We start from the raw sequence: 13,019 nt of genomic DNA, 5'->3' as shown, positions 1-13,019 counted from the left end.
TCGTGACGGACAGTGCGGTGTCGGAGGTGGCGCTGGCCGAGCCTGCGCGGCGAGACGTGTATCGGTGGGGAGCGCTCACGGCGGCCGGTGTGGCCCTCGGATATGTCGCGGTTCTGCTGGCGAATATCCGCCATTTCTTCACCGACGACACCGAGTCCCAGTACACCGGCCTGTGGGTCGCCCTGGGCCGCGCCATGCGCAACGGGGAGTTCCCGGTGCTGTGGCCGGACCGGTGGATGTCGGGCAACAACACCATCGACGACGCGGGACTGTTCAATCCGCCGCAGTTGCTGATCGACCTGATCGCGCCCTCGGTCGACAACATGGCGCTGTACGCGACCATCGTCAAGCTGATCTTCGCGATCATCGCCGCGCTCGGCGTCTACCGGATCTGCCTGGCCTACGGCGGACGCCCGGCGTGGTCGGCGGTGGCCGGTATCGCGTTCCCGTTCTCGGGCTTCTTCCTGTTCTTCGACGAGGCCAGCTGGATGACCGCGCTCACCGGCACGGCCTGGCTGGTGCACGCGTGGGCCGCGTCGGTGCGCTACACGCGCGGCAAGGCGGGGCCCGTCCCCGTCTTCGTCTACCTGTACCTCACCATCTCGACGCAGTACATCTTCCCGGCGGTCGAGGCGGCGCTGATGCTGCTCGCGGTCGCGATCGGCGAGATCGTGTACCGCCGCGCGTGGAAACCGGTGCTGCGCCTCACGATCGCGGCGGCCTGTGCCGGTCTCGCCGGACTGCTCACCTTCCTGCCGAGCATGCTGGCGGCGAAGGTGACCTGGCGCGGCACCTCGCAGATCATGAACGACCAGTTCCTCACGGTGCCCTGGTCGGAATCGCTGAACGCCAGCCTGCCGAGCACACTGCCCGCGTTCACCTCCTGGTGGGGCTACATCCAGCCGATGCCGGTCACCTATATCGCCTGGTTCCTGATCCCCGCCCTGGCGTTCATCGATTGGCGCCGGGCGCGCGAGGCGTGGCGGGAGCTGTCCGCGGTCGCGCTGTTCACGATCATCATGCTGATGTGGACCGCCGGGCCGGGCACGATCGGCCCGCTGCGCTGGCCGGTACGCGTACTGCCGATGCTGGCGATCGGCCTGCTGGTGTTGGTGGCCGTGCTGCTCGGACGCTATGGCACCGTCCGGAATTGGCGCCATCGCGCCATCGCCGCCGGGGTGCTGGTGCTGGCACTGTGGGTGCGGTCGTTCTCCGCGGATCCGCACAATGTGTTCCGGCACATCGCCGCGGCGCTGGCGATCGCCGCGCTCGGCGCGGGCGTGGTGTGGCTGGGCCTGCGCAAGGGCGCGGCCGCCGCGGCCGTGCTGACCATCGTCGCGACGTTCCCGATCGCCTACTACCAGGTCAACGCCGCCCAGCCGACGCCCATGGGATGGAACCTGCCAGCGAATCGCGCCCAGGCCCGGGCCGCCTTCCCCGATTTCACCGGCACCACGCTGCAACTCGGCGAGCGCGGGCTGCTGCAGCCGGGCGACAAGAACCTCGAAGGCGCCTACGGCTCATTGGTTTTCGGTAATTACGCCGAGGGCATGGAGCTGAAGTACGTCAACGGCTACACCCCGACCGGTCACTTCTATTTCGGCGAAATGCTCTGCATGCGCTGGGATTCCAGCGTCTGCCCCGATGCCTACCGCCGCATGTTCGCCCCCGAGCCCAGCACCGGGCGCCCACTGGTCGACCTGATGCTCATCGATCGCGTGGTCCTGCAGCGCGCACTGTTCCCCGACGTTCCCAGCCAACCGGCGCCCGAGGGCTGGAAGTGGGTCGACTATCCGGGCCACGAACGCTACATCGCGGTCCTGGAACGGACCGGCGGACCGGTCTCCACGGTGAACGGCCGCGTCGCCGACACCCGGAACGCCACCGCCACTTCGGTTTCCGAGTCCGATACCGGCAGCCGCGTGCGGGTCTCGTCGGAGAGCGGCGGCCGCGTGGTGTTCGCCCGCCTGGGCTGGCCCGGCTATCGCGTCACCCTCGACGGCAAGCCGGTCCCGTTCACGACCGTGGCGAAATCCTTTGTCGCCGTGGACATCCCCGCGGGCACGAAGGACGCCGAACTGGAACTGACCTGGCGCCCGCCGGGGTGGAAGATCGGCGCGGCCACCTTCGCGGCCGGACTGGCCGGTATCGGGGTGCTGCAGTGGCTGTACATCCGTTCCCGGCGCAAGGACGAACCCGCGCCGGGAGATCGGGAACTCAGCGAGACCGACCGCGAGCTGGCCGATATCGTGGCCGCGGGACAGGGAAAATAGCTCAGTACATCGTGGTCGCGTGGGGATCGGCCGCGATGGCGCCGCGCAGCAGGCGATGGAAGGCGGCGCCGAACCGCAGCATCCAGGCCGTGTCCACGTTGCGGCGGTAGCGCGTTCCCGGTCCCCCGGTGCCCCAGCCGTTCACAATCTCCATCGGAATCGCGGGCGACCATTCGAGCAGCCGCCGGGATACTCGTTCCGACAGTGCCACAACGGTTTCCACGCGCTCGGGCGAGGTGCCGAGATACTTGTCGAGAGAGGGATTCACGCAGCCCGCGAACCCGGCGGTGGCCTGCTGCCGCCAGGCCGCGCCGGCCTCCGCGAGCCAGCCCGGCCGGTCCGCGAGGGCGTCGACCTCCTCGGCCAGCAGGTAGAGCCACAGCTCCGCCGAGCCGTCACGACACCAGAACCCGCCTTCGCGATAGTCGATGTAGGAGCTGCCCATGGCCGGTAGTCCACCACGGACCGCACGACCCTCCCATCGGTGGCGACACCTACCGCCAGCGCAGGGTTCGATGCCGTAGGCCGCCGCGCAACTGCCCGATCAGGATGCCCAGCAGCAGACCGCGCTCCTCCCCCACCAGCCCGCGGGCCGTCCCGACCCGGAACAAGTCACGCAGCACGATCGGCAGGCGGATCTCGGGCAGCCCGTTCCCCGGAAATTCGGCATTCAACCGGGCAAGACCCAGTCCGCGGGCGCGCCCCTGCCGCAGGCCCGCGCGAAAGCCGGGGCGATACCGGTAGGCGACCAGCGCGGCGGGCAGATATCCCACCCGGAAACCGTGACGATGCACACGCCACCCGAATTCGACGTCCTCATTGGCAGGATAGGTGACATCCAGGCCGCCGACCTTCCGATAAACCTCCGCCCGGCAGGCCATACTGCCGCCCAGCACGATCGGGACCACCACTCCCGGCGGCTGAAAAGCGTCCGGTTCGGCCATCTCCGCCACCGTGCGCGGATTGTCCCGATTCAGCGAACGGCCCTCGACCGCGCAGCTCACCAGGTCGTATCCGGTGTCGAGGAATTCGACCAGGCGGCTTATCCACTCCGGATATACCCGATCGTCGTGATCGCAGCAGAGCAGGACCGCGCCGTTGGCCGCGCCGGCGCCGATATTGCGGGCGTACGCGGCGCCCCGCTCCGCCGAGGCGTCGACATATCGCAGGCTCAGCCGCTGTTTCAACGCGTGACCGGCGATATGCTCGCGCAGGGCGATCGGCGATCTGTTGTCGGCGATGATCACCTCGAACGGCCCGGCATAATCCTGCTCCGCCAACGCCGCGAGCTGCACGTCCAGAAATCCCAGACTCTCGGCCGTCGGCACATGGGCCGGGATGACGACCGACACCGATGGCACCGTCACAGCGCTCCCTTCAGCTAATGCGCGGATAACCATACAAAAGAATGCCGGATTATTCAGGACGTCGGAATTGGGGGATATACACGAGAGGCCGGGGGTTTACCCCGGCCTCTCGGTGAGCACTTGCGCTGGCAATCGTCAGCGTTCGTCCCTGCGACGATTCTTCTCGGTCTCGACGCCCTCCGCCTCGATCCGCTCCTTTCGGACGGTGTCGGAGACGGTGCGCTGGTCCTCGACCTCATCGACCTCGAGGCGGACCCGCTCGACCGGGACCGATTCCTTGTGCACGGTCACCCGGTCCTCATGCAGCGTCACCTCGCGCTCCTGCTCACCGATCTCCGGCGAACGCAGCTGCGCCGGATCGGTGATGGGCTCGCGCTCGAGGCGCGCCTCCTCGTGGGTGGTGGGCACGTCGACGGTCTGATCCTCGCTGACCACGTACTTGCGCAGCCGCGCGGTCCCGGCCTCCTGGCGTTCGGTGCCCACCTGGAGCCGCTCCTCCGAGCGGATCATCTCGTCGTTGCCGTGACCGTGCGTCATCGGCTCATCGTTTCCGGGCCGAATCTGCTGACGGCCGTAGGCGGTCCACCCGGCACGCCGCGAGTCGATGCCGTAGTGGGCGAACAACTCCTGCTCGGACTCCCGGGTGATATGGCCGTCATCGTCCAGGTACGGCGCGGACTTCACGTGGTCCTTATCCACCTGGACCTGCAGTGTCTCGGCATCGGGCCGGTGTTGCGCCCCGGCCAGCGGGACCATCGAATCACTGCTGAACAGTCCCGTCGACACCGCCGCCCACGTCGGCTCGCCCGTGGCGTTGTCGAGATAGATCTTCTTGACCTTGCCGATCTTCTCGCCGGCGGAATCATATGCGGTAGTTCCGATTACGGATTCAAGCGTTGCGTTGGTCATGACCCTCCTCCTGTACGCCGGTGCCGGGCCACGCCCACGGCGAGGCGGCGCGGCGCGCACCGCATGGTTCGGAGATGTGTCCATTCGGTTGACGAGGCGCCGCCCGGTTGACGCACCGGGTCGGCACACTCCTGTCTGCGACCACCGATCCGAGCCTTCGGCCCGTACCGGCTACATTCTGGCAAGTACCCGGTATGACCCTCCGCAAACTATTGCCACGCTACTTGCCCAGCGCCGACGCCAGCTGGCGTTTGGTCATCTTGGAGCGGCCCTTGATGCCGCGCTGTCGCGCCTCGTTGTAGAGCTGGTCGCGCGTGGGCCCCTGGGAGCCCGAATGCGACCGCTTGCCGCCGCGCTGCTGCGGCGACATGTCACGCACCGAGGTCTTGCTCGCGGTCTTCGACTGTCCCGACTGCGCGCGGTTCTTGTTCACGGTGCGGGCGCCGATTTCCTTGGCTCGGCCCTCGCTCGCTCCGCGGTCTCGCGCGGATTCCTTCACGTGTTCGTACTGTCGCTCCTGTTTCGCGGTCCATTCCTTGGGCATGTCGCGCCTCCTCACTTGTCGCGGAATTTGTCACGGAATGAATTCCTGTGCCTTGGTTTTCGCGCCCTGGTACATCACGCGCCCGGCGTCCGGGTCGCCGCGCAGCAGCGCCGCGGCGGTGTCCTTCATCTGCTCCCAGGTGGCGTGCGGCGGGATCGGCGGCAGCTCCGGATCGCACCGGACGTCGAGCAGCACCGGTTCGTCGGCGGCCAGGGCCCGATCCCAGGCGGGACCGAGGTCGTCGGGTGTGTCCACGACGATGGCGGACAGGCCCGCGCAGCGCGCGACGTCGGCGTAGGAGATGTCCGGAAGCGACTGGGACTCTTCGAATTTCGGCGCCCCGCCCATCGCGCGCAGCTCCCAGGTGACCTGGTTGAGGTCGTTGTTGTGGAAGACGCAGACGATCAGCCGCGGATCGGTCCACCGGCTCCGGTAGCGGGCGATGGTGAGCAGTTCGGCCATGCCGTTCATCTGCATGGCGCCGTCGCCGACGAGGGCGATCGCCGGGCGGTCGGGATGGGCGAACTTCGCCCCGATCGCGTAGGGCACCCCCGGCCCCATGGTGGCCAGCGTGCCCGAGAGCGAACCCCGCATATCCCCGCGCATCCGCAGGCACCGGGCATACCAGTTGGTGGACGATCCGGAGTCCGCGGTCACGATGGCGTTGCCGGGGACGCGCTGCGAAAGCTCCCACACGACCCGCATCGGGTTGACCGGATGGGCGTCGAGCATCGACTGCCGCTCGACGACCTGCCACCAGCGCTCCACGTTCTTCTCGACCGTCTCCCGCCAGGACCGGTCCTGCTTGCGTTGCACCAGTGGAATCAATTCGGCGAGAGTGGCTTTGGCGTCGCCGACGAGGTTCACCTCCGTCGGGTAGCGCATCCCGATGAAGGCCCCGTCGATATCGATCTCGACGGCCCTCGCCTGCCGGAAGTCGGGCAGGAACTGGCTGTAGGGGAAGTTCGACCCGACGATGAGCAGGGTGTCGCAGTCGCGCATCAGCTCGTAGCTGGGGCGGCTGCCGAGCAGTCCGATCGGGCCGGTGACGAACGGCAGGTCGTCGGGCAGCACATCCATGCCGAGCAGGGCCTTGGCGACACCCGCGCCGGTGCGGTCGGCGATTTCGGCGATCTCCTCCGCGGCGCCCCGGGCCCCCTGGCCGACCAGCACGGCCACTTTGGATCCGGCGTCGAGAATCTCTGCCGCACGGCGGATCTCACCGGCCGGGGGCACCAGCGTCGCGGTCCGGACGGGCCCGGGCGGGCTCGACGGAACCTGTTTGAACTCGTGCCCCGGCGGCTCGTACGGCTCCTCCTGCAGGTCCGCGGGAATGATCACCGCCGTGGGCGCGCGCCGCGTGAGCGCGACACGGATCGCCCGGTCCAGCGCGTTCGGCAGCTGCGCGGAGACGTTCACCTCCACCAGGTAGTCGGAGGCGACGTCTTTGTACAGGCTCTGCAGGTCGACCTCCTGCTGATAGCTGCCGCCCATGGCGCTGCGGGCTGTCTGCCCGACGATCGCCACCACCGGAACGTGGTCGAGCTTGGCGTCGTACAACCCGTTCAGCAGGTGGATGGCGCCGGGCCCCGAGGTGGCGGTGCATACGCCGACCCGGCCGCTGAACTTCGCGTACCCGGTGGCCTGGAACGCGGACATCTCCTCATGTCTGGCCTGGATGAACGCCGGGCCGTCGTCGGCCCGACCGAACGCCGCCACCAGGCCGTTGATCCCGTCGCCGGGATATCCGAAGACCTGGTCGACATCCCATTCCCGCAACCGCCGCACGACGAAATCGCCCACCTGTTGCTGAGCCATGGCCCCTCCTCTCCGATTCGAGTGGTCCCGCGCGCATTTGCGCGGATACCCTGGAATCGGAGGGCCAATCAGGGCGTTCTCAGCGCGGACCGCTGCCGGGCCACCGCCGCCGCGCGCAGCCGGGCGACGAGACGTGCCGCCAGATCCGGTAAGGTCGTCGGTTACCCAGGACTCCGCGTCCCGCTCGGACATCGGCGACGTTCCCAACTCTAGGAATAACTTTCGACACACACCGCGGGGATCGGTTCACGCAGGTCACTCTCGGGCGACGCCGGGATCGCGGTACCGGGCCGATTTCTCCGCCATTTCCGGCCCGTTAACCTGTTGATCATGGTTCGCTGTCGCAGAATCTGAAGGAGCGTCCGTGCAACAGGTCCGTGTGCCCGCGTCCCCGGGCACCCCGCGACGGGCCGCGCCCACGGCCGACGAATGCCCGGCGTTGCGATGACCATCGAAACATGCTTGCTTGCATACGGTTTCACCGTGGCGGTGCTGGCGCCCCGAATGCTGGTCCGGCTCACGCACACCGGAGTGGCGCCGAGGTTCGGCCTCACCGCGTGGGTGTGCGTGCTGGGTTCGGTGCTGGCGGCCTGGATCGGCGCGGTGGTGACCCTGATCGCCTCCGTCGTCATCCACACGGTCATGTCCGAGCCGCTGGTCCTGGAGGCCTGCTACGCCGATCTGCACAACGAGATCACCGGGCGCTACGGACCCGTGGCGCAGGGCGGGGTCATCGGCCTGGCCGGATTCGCCGGGGTGGCGACGATCGTGCTGGTGGCGCGTCTGATCGGGCTACTGGTCCGAGCGCGCAGCAGCACGCACGAGCACGCGTGGCTGGCGCGCGCGGCGGGACGGCACGATCCCGCGCTCGACGCCGTCGTCGTCGACGTCGGTGAACCGGCCGCCTACTCGGTGGCGGGGCGGCCGCACGCCGTCGTCGTCACCACGGGGGCGCTGGAGGCCCTCGACAATCGACAGCTGGACGCCGTCCTAGCGCACGAACGCGCGCACCTGCTCGGCCGCCATCACGTGCTGCTGTCGCTGACCCGCGGCCTCACGGCCATCCTTCCCCGTCTGGAGGTGTTCCGCATCGGCGCCGTGGAGGTCGCCCGACTCCTGGAGATGTGTGCCGACGACCACGCGGTCCGCACCTACGGCCGCCACGCGCTGATCAACGCGCTGGTGACCATGGCACCGGGCCGGATGCGCGAAGATCGGATCGCCACGGCCGCCGATATCGGTCTCGTCACCCGTGTCGAGCGGCTCGCCGCTCCGGCCGCCCGGGCCCACAAGATTCGGATTCGCGTCCTGCTGCTCGCCGCCGTCGCCGCCTCGGCGCTCGGCCCCTCCGCCGCCGTCCTGGCCGCCGTCACCGGCCTCGGGGTGGCGGGCAGCTGCTGATTCGATACACCTTGCCCTGAATACAGAAATCGCTGTACTTTTGGTCCGTGGATACCTTGACGCACAGCGACGCACTGTCCCGGTTCGGCTATGCCCTGTCGGATTCGACGCGCACGCGGATCCTGCTCAGCCTGCGGGCCGCGCCCGGATACCCGTCCGAGCTGGCCGACAAGATCGGCGTCTCGCGCCAGATCCTCTCCAATCACCTCGCCTGCCTGCGCGGCTGCGGGCTCGTGGTCGCGGTCCCGGAGGGTCGCCGCGCCCGGTACGAACTGGCGGACGCGCGCATCGGCCGCGCCCTCGACGACTTGGTGGGCCTGGTGCTCGCCGTGGACCCGGCCTGCTGCCCCACCGCCGATGCCGAGGGCTGCTGCTGATGCCCGCGCTCGGGATGCCGCTCGCGCCGACGGGTCCGACCCGCGAGCGACGAGCCGTGCTGTCCCGGCGGATCCGCTGGTTGGTGGCCGCGACGATCTCCTACAACGTGCTCGAGGCCAGCGTCGCCCTCATCGAGGGCGCCCGGGTGTCGTCGGCGGCGCTGATCGGTTTCGGGCTGGACTCGGTCATCGAGGTGTCCTCGGCCGCGGCGGTGGCGTGGCAGTTCGCCGCGCGCGATCCCGAGGCGCGGGAGAAGATCGCGGTGCGCGTCATCGCCTTCTCCTTCTTCGCACTGGCCGCCTATGTGGCCGTCGACGCGATCCGGTCGCTGCTCGGCCTCGGCGGGGCGCGGCACTCCCCGCTCGGCATCGGGCTGGCCGCGGCGAGCCTGGCGGTCATGCCGGTGCTGTCGTGGGCGCAGCGGCGCGCCGGGCGCGAGCTGGGATCGGCGTCGGCGGTCGCCGACTCCAAACAGACCCTGCTGTGCACCTACCTGTCCGCGGTCGTGCTGATCGGCCTGCTGCTGAACTCGTTGTTCGGCTGGTCGTGGGCGGATCCGGTCGCAGCGTTGCTGATCGCGGTCATCGCCGTCAAGGAGGGCGTCGATGCCTGGCGGGGCGAGACCTGCTGCGCCCCAACAGCTTCCCCTCGGGCCACGGCCCACACCTGCGACTGCCCGCCCGGCTCAGCCCGGTGGCCGGAGCGGCCGGAGGAAGCCGGGTGAGATGACGGCGAGGCGCAAGGTGTCGTCGCGGTGGGTCAGGGTGAGTTCGAACCAGTCCGGGGTGCGGGCCTCCACGATGATGCCGTCGGGATCGGTCGACAGCGTCACGTCCCAGCCGCCGCGTTCCCAGATGCGGACGATCACGGGCGGGTAGATTTCCGCCCGGTCCGGGGGCGGGGGCTCGAGCAGATAGCGGGCCTCCAGCCGCTCGCCCGGGTAGACGGTGCCCGCGTCGTCGTCCAGCGGCAGCAGCACCTCGCCGTCGCGGCCGTCCCGCGGGTGTATCCGCACCTGGCCGCCCAGGGCGTCGAGCAGTTCCGCGACGATATCGCGGATGCGTTCGCGTGCGGCGTCCTCGGTGAGTTCCCTGCTCCACACCACCGCTCGCGCGACGCGCGGCAACGACGCGATCCGCTGCCGCAGTTCCTCCGATGTCGGCGGCTCCGCGGGCGCCTCGGGCTCCGGCGGGCGGTCGCGCTCCAGTTCGAAGCCGTAGCTCAGCAGATCGTCGAACGTCTGCGCGAAATCCAGTGGCCGTTCCATATCTCCGCCGTACTCCCAGCCGACGGTTCCCTCCGGCAGGTCCGGAGAGGCGAAATAGCACGTATGTCCCAGCCCTTTGGCGATGAGCATCGCCCGGTCGCCCGGAATACCCTCGTCCGTTTCCCAATTGCGCACCGGCTCGGCGAGTTTCAGTTCGCGATAGGTCCGCATGTCCCGGGGCCTGGTGGGGCCGAAGGAGATTCCGTCGAGGTCGGTGAATCCCGCGTGCACCGTGTCGAGAAATACGCGCAGCGCCGCGGGCAGCGCGTCCCAGTGCGGCGGCCGGTCCGCCCCGAATGTCTCGGGATCCCAGCCGATTCGAAACTCGTGCGGCTGGTACGGTTTCCGCAGCGCGTACAGCAGCACCCAGTCCCCGCGCAGCAGACAGACGCGCACGTCGTCGAGGCATTCGTTCAGCACCTCGCCGAACCGCCGGGCCACGTCCACGAACATGTCGAGGTTCCACAGCGCCACCGCGGCGGCGCGCCGGGCACGCGCATCGGGGCCGCCCGCGACACCGGCCCACCGCGCCGGAACATGGGCCGCGGCCGTCGACCCCGGCTCGACGAGCAGCGCCGACCCGGGACCGAATTCGGCCACGACACGGGCGAAGTCCACAGTGTCCACGACCGCCATCCAACCGCATTCCCACAGCTGAGGCGGCCCGCGCGGATCTGCCCGACGATCGGACACCGCCAGCGACTCCGGAACGGAGCCCGAAAATCGGCCACGCTGGGTCGGGCACCGAGTACGGTGGCTGTGCGCTTGCAGAAAGAGCGCCGCGGCGATGCCCGGGTGGTCGCTGCCGGGAACCGGGTGGGTGCCGAAAGGGAATGCAGATGGTTGTGACGAACTTGTTTGCCGTGATCCAAACTCTGTTCCTGGCAGTGTGGTTCGGCTCCATGGTCTATTCGGTCGTGGTGGTCCAGCGGTTCCAGTTCGACGCCGGGGATCCCGAAGAACTCGAGGAGATGGGCCAGATGATGGCCGACGGTTCGCGGCAACGGATACTGCGCCTGGCGATCATCGCGGGCATCTGCGGTGTCGTGGCGGCGATCAGCCGGGCGGCGCACACTCCCGCACCCGGCGGCGCGTGGATCTGGCTCATGATCGCCAAGCTGGCGCTGTTCCTGGTCGCCTGCGCCGCGTTCGCGTTCCAGTCGTGGTGGGTGTGGCCGAAACGGATCTTCGCCCGGACCGAGGAGATGCCGGAAATCCGGCGCACCTTCTTCGCGCTGTCGCTGACGATGGCGGTGACGCTGGGCGCGATCCTGGCCATCGATGTCGTCGCGCAGTCGCTCTGAGCGTCGTGCGGCGGTCAGCCGCCCGCCATCGCCGACAGGATCGTCACAGTGGCGCCGTCACGGACCTCGGTGTCGAGCCCGTGCCCGTGCCGCACATCGGTGTCATCGACGTAGATGTTGACGAACCGCCGCAACTTGCCGTCGGTAAGCAGGCGGCCCGACAGTCGCTCGTACCTGTTTTCCAGGTCGGCAAGCACCGCGGCCACGGTCGCGCCGGTCGCCTCGACCCGCTTGGCCCCGTCGGTGTGCGGACGGAGCACAGTCGGGATCGTCACGGTAACCGTCAACAGGCCGCCTCCATTCTCGGTCGCAGCTGGATGATTGCCCGGATATTACCCTGAAACCCGCTGACACCTGCCGGGTTCGGCGGGAACTCCTCCCCAGCCCCGGCAACTCCCCTACGATCGAGCCGACGATGCGGGTGAACGGGAGAACCTCGTGGTGAACAACGACTACGACGTCGTAGTCGCGGGCGGCAGCTTGGCTGGTTGTGCTACGGCAATCCACTTGGGCCGCCGTGGCCTGCGCGTCGCGATTCTGGAAAGCCATCGCGACAGGGATTTCTACAAGCGGGTGTGTACACATCTGATCCAGCCGACGGCATTGCCGACGATGCGACGACTCGGCCTGGATACCGCGATCGAAGCGGCCGGCGGCGTGCGAATGCACACCTCGATGTGGACCCCGGCCGGCTGGGCCGACGAGCGCGGTGCGGGCCATCCCGACCGGCACGGATACACGGTCCGCAGGTCGGTGCTGGATCCGCTGATCCGGGAAATGGCCGCCACGACGCCGGGCGTGGATCTCGTGCTCGGTGCGAAAGTGGTGGGTCTGCATCGCGACGGCGGTGGCCGTGTCGAAGGAGCGGTGGCACGCGTCGACGGCACGGACACCACGGTCCGCGCTCGCCTGGTCGTGGGGGCCGACGGCGCGAGTTCACGGGTGGCGTCCGAGGCGGGCCTGCCCGCGGTCTCGTCGCCGAATCGCCGATCGAGCTACTTCGCCTACTTCCGCGATGTGCCGGTCGAGGAGGGAAACTTCCGGGTCTGGTTGCGCCCGCCCGACGCGCTGGGACTGATCGCCGCCGACGACGGCCTCGTCCTGATCTCGATGCTGCTCGACGCCCCGCATGTCCCGGAGTTTCTCGCCGACAAGGAGAACTACCTCCGGCGCCGGTTCGCCGACGTCCCCGATCCACCGGATCTGGCCGCGGCCGTGCGAGTTTCGGAGTTCGTCGGCGCCCGGGACAAGCCGAATCTGACCCGGCGCCGGATCGTGCGGCCCGGCCTGGCATTGGTCGGAGACGCGGCGCTGGTCGCCGATCCGCTGCGCGGTGTCGGCTGCGGGTGGGCGCTGGAAGGCGCAGAGTGGCTGGCCGCGGCCGTCGCCGATGCTCTTGCCGCCGGTGACGCCCGCGGGGTGGACCGGGCACTGCGCCGCTATCAGCGGCAGCATCGCCGCGAACTGTGGCCACAGCAGCTGATGTTCAACCGTAACGCTCGGTTGGCGATACCGCCGTGGGGGTTCCGCAAGGTGATCACCACGATGGCATCGGATCCGCAAGTGGCCGAACGGTTCTGGCCGGTGATCCAGCGAGCCGCGCCCGCGTCGAGCATCTTCGCGCCACATGTCCTCACCGCGCTGCGACGGTCCTCCGGGGCGAACCGCGACGCGTGGTACCACCCACCGACCGCCGAGTCCGTCGTGAGCGAGGATGGCCCGGGTCGAGGCGACCGATAGCGAGCGCGCGGGTCGCCC

At 69.0% G+C, this 13,019-nt stretch carries 13 protein-coding genes; 6 read left to right on the top strand and 7 right to left on the bottom strand.

Features of this window, described 5'->3' with window-relative positions:
* The first annotated feature begins 56 nt into the window (after positions 1-56).
* Positions 57-2,273 (top strand): hypothetical protein, encoded by a 2,217-nt coding sequence (locus tag ACYVLQ_RS00920; protein WP_460695601.1) that lies wholly within the window; start codon positions 57-59, stop codon positions 2,271-2,273.
* Position 2,274: 1 nt separating this feature from the next.
* On the opposite strand, the gene ACYVLQ_RS00915 is transcribed toward ACYVLQ_RS00920, so the two are convergent.
* From ACYVLQ_RS00915 to ACYVLQ_RS00895, 5 genes are all read right to left on the bottom strand, one after another.
* Positions 2,275-2,718, bottom strand: coding sequence for a hypothetical protein (locus tag ACYVLQ_RS00915; RefSeq protein ID WP_460695407.1), 444 nt, complete (start codon positions 2,716-2,718; stop codon positions 2,275-2,277).
* A 49-nt stretch (positions 2,719-2,767) separates the two neighbouring features.
* Complete coding sequence (locus ACYVLQ_RS00910) at positions 2,768-3,640, bottom strand: glycosyltransferase family 2 protein (RefSeq protein ID WP_460695406.1); 873 nt, start codon at positions 3,638-3,640, stop codon at positions 2,768-2,770.
* 135 nt (positions 3,641-3,775) lie between these two features.
* The gene (locus ACYVLQ_RS00905) at positions 3,776-4,549 is read right to left on the bottom strand and encodes a PRC and DUF2382 domain-containing protein (RefSeq protein ID WP_460695405.1); all 774 of its coding nucleotides are present in this window, start codon (positions 4,547-4,549) and stop codon (positions 3,776-3,778) included.
* Between the two features lie 220 nt (positions 4,550-4,769).
* Positions 4,770-5,093 (bottom strand): plasmid stabilization protein, encoded by a 324-nt coding sequence (locus ACYVLQ_RS00900; protein WP_460695404.1) that lies wholly within the window; start codon positions 5,091-5,093, stop codon positions 4,770-4,772.
* Between the two features lie 30 nt (positions 5,094-5,123).
* On the bottom strand, positions 5,124-6,911 hold the full coding sequence (locus ACYVLQ_RS00895; protein ID WP_460695403.1) for a thiamine pyrophosphate-requiring protein: 1,788 nt from the start codon (positions 6,909-6,911) through the stop codon (positions 5,124-5,126).
* A 483-nt stretch (positions 6,912-7,394) separates the two neighbouring features.
* On the opposite strand from ACYVLQ_RS00895, the gene ACYVLQ_RS00890 reads away from it, so the two are divergent.
* The 3 genes from ACYVLQ_RS00890 to ACYVLQ_RS00880 are packed head-to-tail and all read left to right on the top strand — an operon-like array spanning position 7,395 to position 9,414.
* The gene (locus ACYVLQ_RS00890; protein WP_460695402.1) at positions 7,395-8,312 is read left to right on the top strand and encodes a M56 family metallopeptidase; all 918 of its coding nucleotides are present in this window, start codon (positions 7,395-7,397) and stop codon (positions 8,310-8,312) included.
* A 47-nt stretch (positions 8,313-8,359) separates the two neighbouring features.
* The gene (locus ACYVLQ_RS00885; protein WP_460695401.1) at positions 8,360-8,689 is read left to right on the top strand and encodes an ArsR/SmtB family transcription factor; all 330 of its coding nucleotides are present in this window, start codon (positions 8,360-8,362) and stop codon (positions 8,687-8,689) included.
* A complete protein-coding gene (locus ACYVLQ_RS00880; protein ID WP_460695600.1) occupies positions 8,686-9,414 on the top strand; it encodes a cation diffusion facilitator family transporter in 729 nt (242 codons plus the stop codon). The genes ACYVLQ_RS00885 and ACYVLQ_RS00880 overlap by 4 nt, the downstream gene beginning before the upstream one ends.
* On the opposite strand, the gene ACYVLQ_RS00875 is transcribed toward ACYVLQ_RS00880, so the two are convergent.
* The gene (locus tag ACYVLQ_RS00875) at positions 9,376-10,584 is read right to left on the bottom strand and encodes a hypothetical protein (protein WP_460695400.1); all 1,209 of its coding nucleotides are present in this window, start codon (positions 10,582-10,584) and stop codon (positions 9,376-9,378) included. The two genes, ACYVLQ_RS00880 and ACYVLQ_RS00875, sit on opposite strands and share 39 nt — an antisense overlap.
* Before the next feature lie 218 nt (positions 10,585-10,802).
* Here ACYVLQ_RS00875 and ACYVLQ_RS00870 point away from each other — a divergent pair, with 218 nt between their 5' ends.
* On the top strand, positions 10,803-11,261 hold the full coding sequence (locus ACYVLQ_RS00870) for a hypothetical protein (protein ID WP_460695399.1): 459 nt from the start codon (positions 10,803-10,805) through the stop codon (positions 11,259-11,261).
* Positions 11,262-11,275: 14 nt separating this feature from the next.
* Here ACYVLQ_RS00870 and ACYVLQ_RS00865 read toward each other — a convergent pair whose 3' ends face one another.
* A complete protein-coding gene (locus ACYVLQ_RS00865; protein WP_460695398.1) occupies positions 11,276-11,548 on the bottom strand; it encodes a MoaD/ThiS family protein in 273 nt (90 codons plus the stop codon).
* Positions 11,549-11,699: 151 nt separating this feature from the next.
* Here ACYVLQ_RS00865 and ACYVLQ_RS00860 point away from each other — a divergent pair, with 151 nt between their 5' ends.
* Positions 11,700-13,001 carry an FAD-dependent oxidoreductase gene (locus ACYVLQ_RS00860; protein WP_460695397.1) on the top strand — a complete coding sequence of 434 codons (1,302 nt, stop codon included), beginning with the start codon at positions 11,700-11,702 and terminating at the stop codon, positions 12,999-13,001.
* The last annotated feature ends 18 nt before the right edge of the window (positions 13,002-13,019 follow it).

Source organism: Nocardia thraciensis (assembly GCF_054782435.1).
The sequence above is the reverse complement of the archived record's forward strand: the minus strand, read 5'-3'. Positions and strand labels throughout refer to the sequence as shown.